11 protein-coding genes are annotated in these 16,528 nt (G+C 60.9%); 6 read left to right on the top strand and 5 right to left on the bottom strand.

Translation table 11 applies throughout. The features are described 5' to 3' along the window. Positions 1–155: 155 nt before the first annotated feature. The 4 genes from CKW14_RS04055 to CKW14_RS04040 all read right to left on the bottom strand — a co-directional run bounded on the left by CKW14_RS04055 (position 156) and on the right by CKW14_RS04040 (position 5,782). Entirely contained in the window at positions 156–1,607 is a 1,452-nt protein-coding gene (locus tag CKW14_RS04055) for a curlin (RefSeq protein WP_095124768.1), read from the bottom strand. Positions 1,608–1,634: 27 nt separating this feature from the next. Then, positions 1,635–2,099, bottom strand: coding sequence for a curlin (locus CKW14_RS04050; protein WP_095124767.1), 465 nt, complete (start codon positions 2,097–2,099; stop codon positions 1,635–1,637). Between the two features lie 72 nt (positions 2,100–2,171). Next, the gene (locus tag CKW14_RS04045; protein WP_095124766.1) at positions 2,172–4,400 is read right to left on the bottom strand and encodes an Ig-like domain-containing protein; all 2,229 of its coding nucleotides are present in this window, start codon (positions 4,398–4,400) and stop codon (positions 2,172–2,174) included. Positions 4,401–4,435: 35 nt separating this feature from the next. Beyond that, entirely contained in the window at positions 4,436–5,782 is a 1,347-nt protein-coding gene (locus CKW14_RS04040) for a hypothetical protein (protein ID WP_095124765.1), read from the bottom strand. 549 nt (positions 5,783–6,331) lie between these two features. Between CKW14_RS04040 and CKW14_RS04035 the strand changes: the two genes are divergently transcribed. The 5 genes from CKW14_RS04035 to CKW14_RS04015 all read left to right on the top strand — a co-directional run bounded on the left by CKW14_RS04035 (position 6,332) and on the right by CKW14_RS04015 (position 14,962). Then, positions 6,332–7,780, top strand: coding sequence for a sensor histidine kinase (locus CKW14_RS04035; RefSeq protein ID WP_095124764.1), 1,449 nt, complete (start codon positions 6,332–6,334; stop codon positions 7,778–7,780). Between the two features lie 278 nt (positions 7,781–8,058). Next, entirely contained in the window at positions 8,059–10,866 is a 2,808-nt protein-coding gene (locus CKW14_RS04030) for a multicopper oxidase domain-containing protein (protein ID WP_095124763.1), read from the top strand. After that, complete coding sequence (locus tag CKW14_RS04025; RefSeq protein WP_095124762.1) at positions 10,863–11,966, top strand: SCO family protein; 1,104 nt, start codon at positions 10,863–10,865, stop codon at positions 11,964–11,966. Before CKW14_RS04030 ends, CKW14_RS04025 begins: the two co-directional genes overlap by 4 nt. Positions 11,967–12,060: 94 nt before the next feature. Further along, positions 12,061–13,551 carry a HAMP domain-containing sensor histidine kinase gene (locus tag CKW14_RS04020; RefSeq protein ID WP_095124761.1) on the top strand — a complete coding sequence of 497 codons (1,491 nt, stop codon included), beginning with the start codon at positions 12,061–12,063 and terminating at the stop codon, positions 13,549–13,551. Beyond that, positions 13,520–14,962, top strand: coding sequence for a sigma-54 dependent transcriptional regulator (locus CKW14_RS04015; RefSeq protein WP_095124760.1), 1,443 nt, complete (start codon positions 13,520–13,522; stop codon positions 14,960–14,962). The genes CKW14_RS04020 and CKW14_RS04015 overlap by 32 nt, the downstream gene beginning before the upstream one ends. A 145-nt stretch (positions 14,963–15,107) precedes the next feature. On the opposite strand, the gene CKW14_RS04010 is transcribed toward CKW14_RS04015, so the two are convergent. Then, positions 15,108–15,455 (bottom strand): hypothetical protein, encoded by a 348-nt coding sequence (locus CKW14_RS04010; RefSeq protein ID WP_095124759.1) that lies wholly within the window; start codon positions 15,453–15,455, stop codon positions 15,108–15,110. Between the two features lie 258 nt (positions 15,456–15,713). On the opposite strand from CKW14_RS04010, the gene CKW14_RS04005 reads away from it, so the two are divergent. Then, positions 15,714–16,511 carry a class I SAM-dependent methyltransferase gene (locus CKW14_RS04005; RefSeq protein WP_095124758.1) on the top strand — a complete coding sequence of 266 codons (798 nt, stop codon included), beginning with the start codon at positions 15,714–15,716 and terminating at the stop codon, positions 16,509–16,511. Positions 16,512–16,528 lie beyond the last annotated feature (17 nt).

Raw genomic sequence — 16,528 nt, 5'->3', positions numbered from 1 at the left:
GCCTGCACTTCCGACGGCCAACCGCCAGAACTTGTCAGAAAACTCTCCGAATTTCTAAAAACGTTCCGTTTTCCGTAGGACGCAACTCAAACGTCAGCGCAAAAAAAACCGCGACCCCCGTCACCAGAGAATCGCGGCCCATCAACACCCAACCCCTACTGCTGCAACACCGTCGCCTGGTTAGCCGAGCCGAACTGCTGAATATTCGCCGTCTGCGTAACCCCGCTCTGATCGACATTGGCAATGTTCCCCGTCCCGCCCTGGGTCACATACGCCACGTTCATCGTATCCGCTTGTTTCACGGTGATCATGTTGTCACTGCCATACAGCTGCGCGGTATACGCCTGGTTCCCTGACCCCGACTGATCGAAATCAGCGCTGTTGCCCGTGCCATTCGAAGAACCCTGCACCAGGTTGCCCGTGCCGCGTTGATCCGAGATCAAAATGTTGTCACTACCGTTCTGATCAAAATACAGCTCGTTATACGACTCAGCCTGACTGACCGTGGTCTTGTTGCCAGTCCCGGTCTGATGCGTGGTCATGACTTGCCCGACGCCATCCTGAGTGAAGCTGGCGATGTTGCCATTGCCCGCCTGAGTAACTGTCGCGCGTTGGCCGCTGCCGAACTGGCCGCCGGATTGCGGGCCTTTCCAGTTGCTGGCGTAGACCTTGTTGTCATTGCCCACGGAGGTGGCGTTGAGCACGTGGCTGTCGCCGTTCTGGTAGGTGAAGTGCACGTTGCCGTTACCCACCTGATACAGCGCCAGTGTCGAGTTGACCGATTCGAACTGGTCGGCGTAGATCGCGTTGCTGTTGCCGACCTGGGTGACGGCGGCGGTGTTATTTTCGCCGAAGCTTTGGTCGACCACGGTTTCGTTGCTGTCGCCGTACTGGTTGACGGTGGCTTGGCTGGCCAGTTGCGCGTCCTGCCAGATTTCAGTGCCGTTGAGGTTGCCGAACTGGTTGATGGTGATGTTGCCGCCAGTGCCGTTGCGCTGGTCGCCGTAGGCGTAGTTGCCTTCGCCGGCCTGGTTGATGCCGATCTGGCCGCCGTTGTGCAGCACTTGTTCGGCGGTGCCGTAGTTGGCGGTGCCGTATTGGGTAATCACCGAACTGTTGCCGGTGCCTTCATAGAGTTGTTCGATGTTGGCTTCGTTACTGTCGCCGAACTGGAAGGTTTTGCCTTCGCTGCCGTTCTGCGAGTCCTGATAGATGAACGAGAAGTTGCCGGTGCCTTGCTGCTGTTGCAGCGCGTTGTTCGGTGAGCCGAAGCCCAGCGACTGGCTGGCGTGGGCGGTGTTGAAGGCGCCGACTTGTTGCTGGGTGATGGTGGCGTTGTCTTCGTAAAGCTGTTCGGCGTAAGCGGCGTTGTAGTCGCCGATCGCGTCCTGGGTGATCACGCTGGTGGCGTGGTCTTGCACAGCGGCGGCGTCGTTGCCTTGGCCCAGTTGGGTCTGGGTGGTGGTGCTGAATGGGGCCTGGGTCTGTTTCACGTCGGCGATGTTGGCGGTACCGACCTGGCTTTGGTTGGACAGGCTGTCGTCGGCCATCGCCTGGGCACTGATCATGACCAGGAGGGCGGCGGTGAGGGGCGTCAGTTTGAACATGATGAACTCTCCGATGATTGGCAGTGCTTAGCGATATTGCTTGACCGAAACGCTCATGCCGTTGCCCGACTGGGTCACGGCGCTTTGCAGCCCCGCGCCGGCCTGCTCGATGCTGGCGTCGTTGTTGTTGCCGTTTTGCGAAATCTGCGCGCGGTTGTGGCTGCCGTTTTGCGTGATTGAGGCGGCATTGCCGGAACCGTTCTGGTTGATCAGCGCCATCAGGTCGCTGCCCTGTTGCAGGATGTACGCCTCCTGATTACTGCCCGATTGCACGATCTGCCCGAGCAGCGACTGACCGTTCTGTTGCAGCAGGGCGAAGTTGGCCTGGCCGAGCTGGTCGATCAGGGCTTGCTGACCCACCGGTGGGGGCAGTTCGCCGAGGTCGCTGCTGGTCGGGGCCAGGTCGTCGTTTTCCATCAGGTCGTCGGCACGCACGCCTGCACTGCTGCACAGCAGGAGCAGGCAAAGCAGGGCGGCGGTCGGCGTGTTCATGGCTCACATCCTGTCAGGCGTTAACCGATTTGAAGTCGGCCCCAGCCACCCGAAAGTGGCTGGGGTGTTGGCTTACAGCGTGGTCACCGAGACCGTGCGCACGGTGCCCTGGGACGAGCGGATCGTCGCGGTCGGGTTGGCCGATGGCACCACCGTCGTGTTGTTCAGCGTCAGCCGCCAGCGACCGGTGACCGGTACGGTGGTGGTGCCGAGGGTGACCAGGCCGGAAGGGGTGGTGACCTGCACGGTGATGGTGTTGCCGGTGGTCACTGACGAGGTGCCGGTGAAGTCCCAGTTGAAGCGCCCGCCGGAGCGTGCCTGCACCGTAGACGCGGTGACGGCGAACGTTTCTGCCGCTGGCCGTGGCGACACTTGCACCGTGACTGTGGCCGGCGTCGACAGGGCACCGAAGGCGTCCCGGGCGATGTAGGTGAAGGTCGTGGTGAACGCCGTGGTCACGGTGGCCGGTGGGGTGTAGGTGATCACCGTGCCGTTGCTGCTAACCGTGCCGCGTCCGGCGGCCGGTTGGGTCAGGCTGTTGACGGCCAGCGGCACGTTGCCTTCCGGATCGGTGTCGTTGGCCAGCACGTTGATCGGGATCGCTACGCCCAGAGTGGCGACGCTGTCGGCGACGGCAGTCGGTGCCTGGTTTGGCGCGACGGTAATTGTCACGGTTGCCGGGTTGGCCGACGCCAGGCCTTTGGCGTCCTGCGCTTTGTAGGTGAAGGTGGTGGTCAGTGGCGCGTTGACCACCGCTGGCGGGGTGTAGACCACTGAAGTGGTGCCGTTGAGCGCGACGGTGCCTTGGCCTGCGGCCGGTTGAGTCAACGCGGTGATGCCCAGTGGGTTGTTGCCATCGGGATCGCTGTCGTTGGTCAACAGACTGAGGGTGATCGGCACGCCGAAGCTGGTGCTGCCGCTGTCGGCGTTGGTGATCGGCGCCTGGTTTTCACCCGTGTCCGGCGCGCTGCCGACCACGACGACCGCTTCGGTGTCACCACCGCCAGCGGCAGATTTCACCGTCACGGTGGCCGGTGGCTGAGTCAGGTCGGCGACGGTGATGCGCTGCAGGGTGCCGGTCTTCGACAGACGTCCGTAGCCTTGGGCAACCATGTCGGGGATCGCCACTTCATCGCTCGAAGTAGCCTCGATCAGCAAGCTATGGTTGGCCCAGTTGTAACGGGCAGTCTGCACTTTCACCACGTCGGTGAGCTTGGCCGACACGGCCGTCGGACGCGTGGTGCCGGCGGGGTTGGTGGCGGTCACGACGACTACCGGAGGTACCGCGCCAGTGCCCAATCGGTGGCCGAAGAACAGACCATTGTTGTCACCCAACAGACTGGTCTGGCACGGCGTTGGCGGTGGGCCAGGCAGCAGCGCAACGGTTTCACGGAAGCACAGGGTCGAGCTGTTACTGGCCTTGGCAAACACTTCGGCACGCACGCCGGCGGCGGTGCGGCGATAAGTGGCGCGGTCGATTTCCACCTGCGTCTGCTGACGGTTGTCGAGCACTTTGCCGGACAGGCTGAACACGCTTGACTGGATCGTCCCGGCCGGCCCGGTGATGCGCAGGAAGTTGGTGTTGAACGGGCTGCCGGTCACCGCTTCGTTGAGGTTCGGGTCACCGACGAAAGTTTCCGTGGCGCCTGTATCGGGGTTCACTTCGGTGTACGGGCCGTTGACGCTGCGCAGGAACGGTCCGATGGCGCCATTGACGGCACCGGTGAAATTGCCCGGTGCGCCGATGCCGATGTCGCGGGTGATGTTGATCGCGCGGCGCCCGGGTGCGGTGACATTGACCGTCTCGACGCCATACGGGTGAGTGATGGTGTAGGTGCCGGCAACGGGTACGTTCACCCGGATGCGAATCCGCGCGAAGCTTTGTTGATCACCATCGGCCGGATTTTCCGAGGCGAATGCCGCTTCGATCCCGGCGACATAGGCGTCCACACCATAACCGGCAGCGTTGTCGGCAATCGTGGTTTCGGCCAGGAACCAGAAGGCTTCCGGCGGCCAGTTGTCCGGGAAGATCATCGGCTGGGCGTCGTCGTAGATACCCGGCTCGGCCAGCAGAATGCACATGTAGGCCGGCGGCGTGGTCGCGGCAACGCGCGAACTGGCAGCACGCGACTGGCACAGTTCCATCGACAGCAGATTGTTGTCCTGATACCACATCGGGAATTTCCCGGTGGCGAAGGTGTAGGGGCCGGGGTCGACGGCGGCGAGTTGCGCATAGGCACTGCCGGTCAGCGAGAGAGCGAGCCCGAGCGCGTTGAGCGCAAAGCGTGGCCACTTGTTCATGATGCCTCCTGATGCGGATCTGGGCATGTGAGCGTTCATTGCACGATGACCACTTCTTCGGTATCGCTGCCGCCGTTGGACGACGTCACCCGAACCTTGGCCGGTGGGATCGGCGAGATCCCGGTGGCCAGGGTTTTCACTGCGCCGTCGCCGCCCAGCGCACCGATGGCGGCGCCGCTGCCGGAGGTGGCGGTGAGCACCGGCGGCGAGGTTTCGTCACTGGTCGAGGCGACCACGGTCAGTTGTCCGGAGCTGAGGCTGTATTGCGCGCTCTGGATCACCACCAGATCGGTGAGGGTCATGGGCAGGGTGGTCGGCGTGCTGCTGGCGATGGCCAGGTGGTTGTCGGCGGTCACTTGCAAAGTGGTTGGCAAGGTCGGGTTGACCGAGGACTGCGCGTACCAGCTGCCGGTGCTGTTGGCTTCGGTCATGTTCAGCACCGGGGTGCTGCTGGTCACGGCGACAGTGCCCGGCGCGGGCGGCGCGAGAACGAACACGTCTTGTTGGGCGACCGGCGCGCTGGTTCCCGCTTTACGCGAGTAGGTGCTGCGCTGGGTGATCATTGGCGTTGGCCGGACCACCGTCGACAACTTGCCGGAGACGGCGAACACGTTCGTCCGCAGATCGAGGCCGTTAGGGCCTTCGATGCGCACGTAGTTGGTGTTGAACGGGCTGCCGGTGACAGCCTCGTTGAGGTTCGGGTCGCCGACGAATTGTTCGGCGGCACCGGTCAGCGGGTTGGTCTCGGTGTACGGGCCGTTGACACTGCGCAGGAACGGCCCGATGTCACCCTTGAGCGCGCCGTCGTAGGTTTTCGGCGTGCCGATACCGATGTCGCGGGTCATGTTTATTGCGCGCCGCCCGGGGGTGTCGATGTTGAACACATCGACGCCATACGGGTGGGTGATGACGTAGGTGCCGGCGGTGGGCACGTCGACGCGAATGCGGATCCGGGCGAAGCTGACTTGATCGCCCTCGACCGGCTCTTCAGCGGCGAATGCGGCTTCGATGGCGCTGACGTAGCCCAGATCAATCCCCCGTGCGGCGTCGACGAGGGCCGTTTCGCCGGTGAACCAGAACGCTTCGTCGGGAAAGTTTGTCGGGAAGACAATCGGTTGCGCGTCATCGAACACGCCGGGGGTCGGTAGCAGCGAGCACATGTACGACGGCGCGCCGGGGGCGCTGGGTACTCGGGAGCTGAGCGCTTTGGACAGGCACAGATCCAGGGTGCGACCGTGGGAGTCCTGATACCAACTGGCGAAACCGCCGTTGGCCGGCGTGTACGGGCCCGGATCAACAGCAAACAAAGCGGCCTGGGCAATGCCCTGGGCCAATGCGCTCACGACCAGGACAGTCGCGGTTTTGGACAGTAAAGGGTGCATGAGTTAATCCCTCTATCAAAGTACCTGCCCCTTGGGGATGGGTCAGTTGCACAGGGCCTGTACACCTTCCATGCCAAGGTGCGGTGAATGGGCGGCAGAGGGCCGGATTAGAGGGGTTTGCAGGTGTGAGGTTGGGGTTTTTGGCCAGCGGGGAAAGGGCGTCATTCCCCAGAATCGGGGACGGTGGGGATGACATTGAACGTCTGTCAGATGAAGAACCTGTGGGAGCGAGCCTGCTCGCGAATGCGGATGTCCTGTGACGAAAATGTCGACTGACCCACCGCCTTCGCGAGCAAGCTCGCTCCCACAAGTTTCTTCGGTGAACACAAAACCGGTGAGCGAACCAGGCCACTGTGGGAGCGAGCCTGCTCGCGAAAGCGGACTTCCTGTGACGAAAATGTCGACTGACCTGCCGCCTTCGCGAGCAGGCTCGCTCCCACAGGGATTTGTGGAGGTTTGGGCGGCCTTATCGGGGCGATATCCCCGCAACCGGGCAAACCCCCACCCGTGGGCTATAACCCTATAGGGACGTATAGAGAAGTCGCCGCCATGAACATGCAGTCGAAATCGCTTCCGGTCGAGGAGGGCAATCTGCGCTTGGGCTCGCGCAAGCAGTCGTTCAACCTGCTGCGCTGGTTTTCGCTGATCAGCATGGCGGTGATTGGTACCGTGGCCATCGCGCTTGGCGCGGTGTCGACGCGTTTTGTCATTGATGAAAGCGTGCAGCGCGATGCGTTGCTCACCGCCCAGTTCATACAGGCCATCGCCTCGGCCGAGGTACGTCACGTTTCCATTCCCAATATCCGCACGATGGGTGAATTGCTCGACCCGCGTCAGGACACGAACTTTCCCGACGTCAGTCCGCAAGCCCGGGCCGATGCTCGGGGCGAGTTTCTCGATCACATCGAACACTTGCCGGATGTGATTCTGGCCAATATTTATGCGCCCGACCGCCAGGTGATCTGGTCAACCAACCCGGTGCTGATCGGTACCAGCATTCATGCCGACGAGGACCTCGATCGTGCCTTCAACGAAAAGATTCCGGTATCCGCCAGCTACCACGACGTCGACAAGGCCCGCGAAGAACAGAAATTCATCACGCCACCGGACTACATCTTCATCGAGAACTACATTCCGCTGTTTGACGCCGAGGGCAAGAACGTCACAGCAATGGTCGAAATCTACAAGGAGCCCAAGGATCTGATCGCACGCATGGAGCGCGGATTGGTTCTGATCTGGCTGGCCACCGCACTGGGTGGCGGGCTGATTTATCTGGGCCTGTACTGGATCGTGCGGCGCGCGGCGATTCTGCTCGCGGCCCAGCAAAAACAACTGATCGCCAACGAAACCTTTGTCGCCCTGGGCGAGATGTCTTCCGCCGTGGCGCACAGTCTGCGCAATCCGCTGGCGACCATCCGTTCCAGCGCTGAACTGGCGCTGGAGTTCGACGCCGGCCCGGCGCAGAAGAACATCAACGACATCATCGGCCAGGTCGATCGCATGTCGAAATGGGTGCGCGAGCTGCTGCAATCGCTGCGACCGCTCAACGATGACCCGGAACCGGTGAATCTGGTGGCAGCGCTGCACGAAAGCCTTGTCGCGTTTGAACAGCAGATCGCCAGAGCCGGCGTGCAGGTGGTGTTTCATCCGCAGCACACACCCATGGTGCTCAGCCAGCCTGTGCAACTGACACAGATCCTCAACAGCCTGCTGGCCAATGCACTGGAGGCGATGGACAAGGGCGGCACGCTGACCGTCAGCCTGGAACCGAGCGAAGACCGTGGCGTGTGCGTGGTGCTCAGCGACACGGGTAAAGGCATGAATGAGGAACAACGCACCATGGCCTTCCGGCCGTTTTTCACCACCAAGTCTGGCGGCCTCGGAGTCGGTCTGGTCCTGGTCAAGCGCATCATGGAGCGCTTCGGCGGCGGCGTGACCCTCGACAGCCGCGAAGGCGAGGGCACCACCGTGCGGTTGGCCTTCCAACTCGTCCCCTGATTCACACATTCCCCCTGTAGGAGCTGCCGAAGGCTGCGATCTGTTGATCTTGATCTTAGAAACCAAGATCAAAAGATCGCAGCCTTCGGCAGCTCCTACATGAGGTTTGCATTACCTCAAAATATTTATGAACCTCCCCCATCAGTGGGTGTCAAGCCCCGGTCACCGGGGAGTGGGGAAACTCACAGCATCCTCAACTCCCTGTAACAACTGGAAATAATTTCTTGGCGCACTAGTTGCAAAACACCATCACCCCTTCCTTGATGAGGCGGCTGGTGATGGACAGAACAACGCGTGACGCAAGCAACACCTTTTTGCTGACGCCCTTGAGCGTCTTTCTGATGTTGACCCTCGGCAGCATGGCCGGCGTCCGCGCCAGCCCCATCGATGACGAGCGACAGCCAGAAGTCTCCGATCCCTCGGCGTACTACGACGAACCGGCCGACCGCGCCGGCGCGCTCAATAACATCCTGACCCTGCCCGAGGCCAACGAAGATTCCTTCGACTTGCCCGACGGCGTCAAAGGCAGCCGCGACTCGACCCGCACGGAAAACATTCTGCCGCCGACGGTGCAGACCAGTTTCAACTACCCCACCAACGGCAAGCCGAGCCCGCTCTATGGCGCGCAACCGTTCACCCAGCAGTTGACCTTGTTCGAAGAGTTCGGCCCGGAAAAACTCGACCCAACCACCCCGGCCGCGCCGCTGCCGTTTCCACCAGCGGCGATCGGCCCGGCACCGGCTCAGGACCCGAACAACGTCGCCCGCAGCGCGCCACCCGGCAATGCGCTTGATGCGTTCCTGCGCCAACCGGGGCTAACGCCGTTCCCCAGCCAGTTCGCCAACGTGGTCGACCGCAACCCGTGGCAGGCGCAGATCGAGGTGTACCTCAACCGGCACATCGGCTCGTCCGCCGAAGGTCGGCCACCCGGAAAAGGCTGGGCGCATCAGCGCTGGAACGAGTTCTACCCGCAAGTCGCCTACAAAACCGCGCAGACCGGTGCACGTCTCAATGGTGGCCTGCGTGACAGCGTGCAAATGCACCATTACGCCGTCGGTGAGTTCGGCCCCGGCGGCCTGTATCACAACGTCGCTGGCGTGCCGCTGACCGATGGCACCGCCAAGGGTGTCGACCCGCGTTTCCACCCGGCGATGCCGGCGCAAAACCACAACTCGGTGTGGACCTTCGACGGTACGTTGCCGCCAAAACTGTTGATGGTGCGCTACGGCCAACCGGTGATGATGCGCCACTACAACGGCTTGCCGATCGACCCGTCGGCCAACCGTGGATTCGGTTTGCATACGATCAGCACCCACGAGCACAACGGTCACGCGCCGGCAGAAAGCGACGGCTATGCCAACGCGTTCTTCTTCCCTGGGCAGTTCTATGACTATCGCTGGCCGATCCAGCTGGCCGGTTACGACAGCATCAACACCAAGGCCGAAGACCCGCGCGCGGCGTTCCCCTGCGCACCGGGCGAAACCCTGTGGGTCAACGATCTCGCACCGGCGAAGAAGACCTGCGACAACGGCACCATCAAGATCCGCGGCGATTGGCGCGAGACCATGAGCACCCACTGGTTCCACGATCACATGCTCGATTTCACCGCGCAGAATGTCTACAAGGGCAACGCGGCGATGATGAACTACTACAGCGCCCTAGATCGCGGCAACGAGTCAGTGAATGACGGCGTCAACCTGCGGCTGCCCAGCGGCAGCACCTTGCCATGGGGCAACCGTGACTACGACGTCAACCTGGTGTTTGCCGACAAGGCGTGGGATCAGGAAGGGCAGTTGTGGTTCAACCCGTTCAACACCGATGGCTTCCTCGGTGACCAGCTACTGGTCAACTGGCAGTGGAAACCGACCCTCGACGTGCGCGCACGCAGCTATCGCTTCCGCATTCTCAACGGCTCGGTGTCGCGCTACTTCAAACTGGCGCTGGTGCGGGAAATCAAAGGCACCAGCGGCGAGTTCCAAGGGCCGAAAAACTCCGGTGTGTCGTACAGCCGTGTGCCGTTCCACATGATCGCCAACGACGGCAACATCATGGAGCACAGCGTACCGTTCGACGGCAGCATGGATCTCGACGCCGATGGCGATAAACAAAACCACAACGCGATCCTGCCGACCCAAGGCATCGCCGAGCGCTTCGACATCATCGTCAACTTCTCGAAAAACGGCATCAAACCGGGGGACAAGCTGTTTTTCGTCAACCTGCAGGCCCACGACGACGGCAAGGGACCCAAAGATGTCATTCCATTGGGCGACATCCTGTCGGAGAAATACCTGGCGGTGATCAAGCAGACCAGCAAGGGCCCGCAATGGGACAAGGGCGATCCGGCGGTGGGCAAGGTCTTGCAGCTCAACGTCAAGGCTTACACCGGCCAGGATCTGGCGATGAACCCGGCAGCCTACGAACCGGCGAAACCGGGCAAGGCTGAAGGGCTGGTGATGATCCCGCTGAAGATCCACCGCGACAACGCGGCCGATAAAGCCGTGCTGGCCAAGGCCCGCCACCGCACTTTCACCTTCGGCCGCTCCGACGGCACCGATGAAGCGCCGTGGACGGTCAAGACTGACGGCGGCTTCGGCTTCCACATGGATCCACGCCGCCTGAACGCTTCGACCCAGTTGTCCAGCGGCCCGACCGATGCCGGTGTCACCGGCTTCGGCACCCTGGAAGTGTGGAACATCAAGGCTGGCGGCAAGGGCTGGAGCCATCCGGTGCATGTGCACTTCGAAGAGGGGATCATCCTCAGTCGCGGCGGCAAGGCCCCGCCAGAGTGGGAAAAATGGGCACGCAAAGACGTCTACCGCATCGGCTCCGAAGCCGATGGTCTGGACAGCGTCGAGATGGCGATCAACTTCCGCGAGTTTGCCGGGACGTATATGGAGCACTGTCACAACACCCAGCATGAAGACAACTCGATGCTGCTGCGTTGGGACCTGGAGAAACCCGGGCAACTGCAACTGATGCCAACCCCACTGCCAAGCTGGGACGGTGTGCGCTACGTCAACTCGGCCGCGCTGCCTACCTTCCGCAACGGTGACGGTATGGGCCCACAAGTGGTGGTCAAGCCATGAACCGCCGCCACGGCGACGGCCAACCGCTGCATACCCCGCGCTCCCGGGCGCTGGGTATGCACCTGGTGCTGATGCTGGTGGCCTGCGTGCTCGGCAGCCGTGTGCTGCTGGCACACCAGGCTAGCGTCGGCGACTCGCCGGCAGCGACTGAATCCGCCACCCCGTGGGGTGGCGACTACTTCCCCAACACCTTGCTGACCGATCAGGATGGTCGGCAGGTGCATTTTTTCGATGACCTGATCAAAGACAAAGTGGTGGTGATCAATTTCATCTTCACGTCCTGCAGCGACTCCTGCCCACTGGAAACCGCACGGTTGCGCCAAGTGCAGAAACTGCTGGGGGATCGGGTCGGGCAAGACATTTTCTTTTACTCGATCAGCATCGACCCGCTCAGCGATACGCCCGAAGTGCTCAAGGCTTATTCGCAACGCTTCAAGGTCGGCCCCGGCTGGAAGTTTCTCACCGGCGAATTCGAAGACGTCACCGACCTGCGCAAGAAACTCGGGCTGTTCATCGAAGGCGTCGACAACGGTCGCAGCAAGGATCACAACCTCAGCCTGATCGTCGGTAACCAGAGTACCGGGCGCTGGATGAAAGCCTCGCCGTTCGAAAACCCGTGGATCCTCGCCGATCAACTGGCCAACACCCTGCAGAACTGGAAACAGCCGAGCATTGAAGAAAGCTACGCCAACGCCCCGGACATTCGTCCGCCGAGCAATGGCGAAGAACTGTTCCGCACCCGTTGCGCCTCGTGCCACAGCCTCGGCCCGCAGGACGGTCAGGGCATCGGCATACGCAGCATCGGCCCGGATCTGATTGGGGTAGCGCGTAATCGAGATCCGAAATGGCTGAACCGCTGGATTCGCGAACCGGATCGCCTACTCGCGGAAAAAGACCCGATTGCCCTGCAACTGTACGAACAGTTCGAGCGAATTCCGATGCCCAACCTGCGCCTCGACGAGCCGTCCGCGCAGTCGATCATCGACTTTCTCAGCGATGAAACAGAGCGTCAGCAACCGTCCACTGCGGCCATGACCGACGGTGCTTTGACGCCAGTAAAACCGGGCGATCCAGCCGCGACGGTGAGTCAGATGCGGTAGCGGCGAAATAGCATCATTGAACCGTGTGTCGCGGTCAGAGCCACCTACACTGATGGCTGTAAGCAGCGCGATATAAAACTCCAGGGCCACTCCCATGCAGCGACTGGAAGCACAAAAAACCTCTGCACCGAACGCATCGGTCGCATGCAAGGGCTGGCGCGAGCAGTTCAATTTGCTGCGCTGGTTCTCGCTCGCGAGTTTTTTCATCATCGCCGCCGTGGCGTTGGGGCTGGGTTATATCTCCACACGCTTCGTGGTCACCGAAAGTGTCGAGCGCGATGCGCTGCTGACCGCGCAATTCGTTGAGGCCATTGGCGCGGCGGAAATGCGTCACGCCAAAATCAATCCGAACCGGACGATGGGCGAAATGCTCGACCCGCGCCAGGACAACCACTATCCCGATGTTGATCCGGCGTTACAGGCTTCGGCACGCACCGAGTTTCTCGATCACGTCGAACACTTGCCGGACATTTTGCTCGCAACCGTTTATGCGCTGGATCGCACGGTGATCTGGTCGACCAACGCTGAGCTTATCGGTGTGCACATCAAGGATGACGATGAGCTCGACGAATCATTCGAGATGAAAGTGCCGGTGTCTTCCAGCTACCACAAGATCGACGATGAGAAACCCGAGCAGCAAATGTTGCGCGAACCGAAATACCTGTTCATCGAGAACTACATCCCGATGTTCAACGCCGACAAAAGCAAAGTCGTCGCCATGGTTGAGGTCTACAAGGAGCCGGCGGATCTGGTCGATCGCATCGACCGTGGGTTCGCCTCGATCTGGGCGGCGACTTGCTTCGGCGGTGCGGCGATCTTTCTAGCCTTGTTCTGGATCGTCCGCCGTGCGGCGAAACTGCTGCAGAGCCAGCAGCAACAGTTGATCAGCAACGAAACCTTCGTCGCCCTCGGCGAGATGTCCTCGGCGGTGGCGCACAGCCTGCGCAATCCACTGGCGACCATTCGTTCCAGCGCCGAACTGGCCCAGGAAGTCGCCAGCCCCGGTGCGCAACGCAATATTGGCGACATCATCAGTCAGGTCGATCGCATGTCACGCTGGGTACGTGAGTTGCTGGTGTCGCTGCGGCCGATGAATGACGACGGCGAGGCGGTGGATCTGGTCATGGCGGTCGAAGACACCGTTGGCGCCTTCGAAGCATTGATCAAACGCTGCAATGTCGAAGTGCGATTCAGTCCGCAGAATTGCGCGCCGGTCGTCAGTCAAAAGGTGCTGCTCACGCAAATACTCAATAGCCTGTTTGCCAATGCCCTGGAAGCCATGCCCAAGGGCGGTGTGCTCAGCGTCGAGTTCGAATCGCCGCAGCCGGACAGCGTGCGCATGACCCTGAGCGACACCGGTAAGGGCATGAGCGCGCAGCAGCAACTGTTGGTGTTCAAACCGTTTTTTACCACCAAGCAGGGCGGCCTCGGGGTTGGCCTGGCGTTGGTCAAAAGAATCATGGAGCGTTTTCAGGGCTCGGTCGTTTTGACCAGCAAAGAGCAGGAGGGAACCCGCGTCAGTCTCAACTTCAAAGTGGCATCGGGAGGGGAATATGGAACACAGCATTCTGCTGGTCGAGGATGACGAACTGCTGGCCGAGAATATTCAGACCTACCTGGAGCGCAAGGACTTCGAGGTGACGGTCTGCCATTCGGCCGAAGACGCGCTGGGGCAACTGGAAACCTTCATGCCCGACATCGTACTGACCGACAACTCGCTGCCGGGCATGAGCGGCCACGACCTGATCCAGAAGCTGCGCATCAGCGCGCCGGATCTGAAAGTGATCATGATGACCGGCTACGGCAACGTCGAAGATGCCGTGGTGGCAATGAAGGAGGGCGCCTTTCATTACGTAACCAAACCGGTCGCGCTGACGGAGCTCAAACTGCTGCTCGACAAGGCCCTGGCCACCGAACGGATGGAGCGCACGCTGTCGTTCTATCAGGAGCGCGAGGCGCAGAAGTCTGGGGTGCAGGCGCTGATTGGCGACTCGGCGCCGATGCAGTATTTGAAGAACACCATCGGCCAGTTGCTCGATGCCGAGCGGCGCATGGCTAACACCGATCTGCCCCCGGTTTTGGTGGAGGGTGAGACCGGTACCGGCAAGGAATTGGTGGCGCGGGCGCTGCACTTCGACGGCCCGCGCAGCAAAGGTCCGTTTATTGAATTCAACTGTGCGTCGATTCCGTCGAACCTGGTGGAATCGGAACTGTTCGGCCATGAGAAAGGTGCGTTTACCGATGCCAAGGATCGCCGGGTCGGGCTGGTGGAAGCGGCGGATGGCGGCACGCTGTTTCTTGATGAGATTGGTGAGATGGACCTGCTTTTGCAGGCGAAGATTTTGAAGTTGCTGGAGGATCGCACTATTCGCCGGGTTGGCTCGGTGAAGGAGCGCAAGGTCAACCTGCGGGTGATCAGCGCGACCAATTGCAACCTTGAGCAGATGGTTCAACAGGGCAAATTCCGCCGTGATCTGTTCTTCCGTCTGCGGATCATTTCGATCAAGGTGCCGCGTCTGTATGCACGGGGCGATGACATTCTGTTGCTGGCGCGGCACTTCCTCGCCAGTCACGGCAAACGCTACGGCAAACCGAACCTGCATTTCAGCCAGCAGGCCGAGGAGTTGCTGCTCAGTTACACCTGGCCGGGCAATGTGCGCGAGTTGCGCAACATGCTCGAGCAGACCGTGTTGCTGGCGCCGAGCGACACAATTGCTGCGCATCAATTGAACGTGTGCATGAGCCTTTGTGACGAGTTGCCGCCGCAGCATCAGCATCAACACCACGAACCTGTGTCGCCTTACGAACCGCGCCCGGAGAGCAATATGGAGTCGATGAACCTGCCGGAAGTCGAGCGTGACATGGTGCGCAAGATGCTCGACAAGACCGACTGGAACGTCACCAAATCCGCGCGCCTGCTGGGCCTGAGCCGCGACATGCTGCGCTACCGCATCGAAAAACTCGGCCTCGCCCGGCCGGATAAACGGCAGTGGTAGCCCCACCGCAAATCCCCTGTAGGAGTGAGCCTGCTCGCGATAGCGGTGTGTCAGTCGACCTTTTTATTACTGACACACCGCTATCGCGAGCAGGCTCACTCCTACACGGGATCGGTGGTGCCGCAGATGTTGTGAGCAACCCGGATCAATGCTGCTGCCGACTCAAACACTCCAGCACACAACCCGGATCCAACACCTCGTCATTCACATAAATCCCACGCTCGGCATCGTACGTGCGGATAAACACCCGCACCGTCGCATCCGCCACGGTCGGCAACTGCGAATCGGAGAATTCATGGTCACCCGGAAGCACCACAAAATCCTGCGGCGCCGTATCGTCGTAAGGCTTGGGCGGTGTGGAACTCAGTGAATACGGAGCAGGGTGGGCGAAGGGCTGGTTGGGCCCGTAATAATTGAAATTGCTGTCCAGCGCTTGCGCCTGAGTGGCAGCAAGCAGACAGCCGGTCAACAACAGCCGAGCGAGCATATGCATGGCGGCACCTGCGAGTGCGGTTTTCCCCAAGGCTATTAACTATAGCTGCCCACGCCCCCAACGCTCGATCCACATCGGATCCCTGTAGGAGCTGCCGCAGGCTGCGATCTTTTGATCTTGACCTTTAAAAACAAGATCAAAAGATCGCAGCCTGCGGCAGCTCCTACACGGAGTGGCTTACAAGTTTGCAACAACCGCAATTGCCGGGCTGATCTAGACTCGGATCCGCTCAATCACGAGCATCGTCCGGAGTGCGCCATGGAAGTGCCCAACAATAAAACCGCCATCGAAAGCAATCGACAGGCGTGGAACGATTCCGCCCGCCATCATCAGGATTCGCCTGATTGGCAGGCCTTGCTCGGCGAGGTTGCGCAGGCGGATTTCTCTTGTCTTGATGAGACCTTGAGCGGGTTGCTGGAAGTCGACGGTAAAGATGTCATTCAACTGGGCTGCAACAACGGCCGTGAGAGTCTCTCCCTGTTTGCGCTCGGTGCCAGAAGCGTGGTCGGTGTCGATCAGTCGGCGGCGTTTCTCGATCAGGCGCGTGAGCTGAACAAGCGTTCACCGCACAACGCCGAGTTCATCGAAAGCGATATCCATCATTTGCCAGCGTCATTGCTGAATCGCTTCGACGTCGCGCTGATCACCATCGGCGTTCTCAACTGGATGCCGGACATTGGCGAGTTCTTCCGCCACGTCGCCTCGACCCTGAAACCGGGTGGCAAACTGGTGATCTACGAAACCCATCCGTTTCTGGAGATGGTCGATCCCGACGCAGAGGATCCGTATCGCCTCGCCAGTTCCTACTTCCGCGCCGAGCCGTTTGTGCAGGAAGAACCGATTGTCTATGTCGGCAAAGTCGAGCAGCAGTCGGCAAAGTCGTATTGGTTTGTGCATACGCTGGGGGCGATTTTCAGCGGTGCCATCGGAGCAGGGCTGAATATTGCGCACTTCAAGGAATACCCGCATTCGAATCGGGAAGAGGTGTATGACCAGTATCTGAATCGAGAGGCGCAGATGCCGATGTGCTTTACCCTCGTCGCCACCAAGGCCTGATTGATCGGTGCGGCTGC

The organism is Pseudomonas sp. Irchel s3a12 (genome assembly GCF_900187485.1).
Lineage (GTDB): Bacteria > Pseudomonadota > Gammaproteobacteria > Pseudomonadales > Pseudomonadaceae > Aquipseudomonas > Aquipseudomonas neuropathica.
Note: the sequence above shows the minus strand (reverse complement) of the source record. Positions and strands in the feature narration are given on the sequence as shown.

What these genes read in the sequence shown, in the direction of transcription:
- CKW14_RS04040 (WP_095124765.1), bottom strand. Translation starts at nt 5,782, where the DNA reads ATGCACCCTTTACTGTCCAAAACCGCGACTGTCCTGGTCGTGAGCGCA.
- CKW14_RS04055 (WP_095124768.1), bottom strand. Translation starts at nt 1,607, where the DNA reads ATGTTCAAACTGACGCCCCTCACCGCCGCCCTCCTGGTCATGATCAGT.
- CKW14_RS04035 (WP_095124764.1), top strand. Translation starts at nt 6,332, where the DNA reads ATGAACATGCAGTCGAAATCGCTTCCGGTCGAGGAGGGCAATCTGCGC.
- CKW14_RS04020 (WP_095124761.1), top strand. Translation starts at nt 12,061, where the DNA reads ATGCAGCGACTGGAAGCACAAAAAACCTCTGCACCGAACGCATCGGTC.
- CKW14_RS04030 (WP_095124763.1), top strand. Translation starts at nt 8,059, where the DNA reads ATGGACAGAACAACGCGTGACGCAAGCAACACCTTTTTGCTGACGCCC.
- CKW14_RS04025 (WP_095124762.1), top strand. Translation starts at nt 10,863, where the DNA reads ATGAACCGCCGCCACGGCGACGGCCAACCGCTGCATACCCCGCGCTCC.
- CKW14_RS04045 (WP_095124766.1), bottom strand. Translation starts at nt 4,400, where the DNA reads ATGAACAAGTGGCCACGCTTTGCGCTCAACGCGCTCGGGCTCGCTCTC.
- CKW14_RS04050 (WP_095124767.1), bottom strand. Translation starts at nt 2,099, where the DNA reads ATGAACACGCCGACCGCCGCCCTGCTTTGCCTGCTCCTGCTGTGCAGC.
- CKW14_RS04005 (WP_095124758.1), top strand. Translation starts at nt 15,714, where the DNA reads ATGGAAGTGCCCAACAATAAAACCGCCATCGAAAGCAATCGACAGGCG.
- CKW14_RS04010 (WP_095124759.1), bottom strand. Translation starts at nt 15,455, where the DNA reads ATGCATATGCTCGCTCGGCTGTTGTTGACCGGCTGTCTGCTTGCTGCC.
- CKW14_RS04015 (WP_095124760.1), top strand. Translation starts at nt 13,520, where the DNA reads ATGGAACACAGCATTCTGCTGGTCGAGGATGACGAACTGCTGGCCGAG.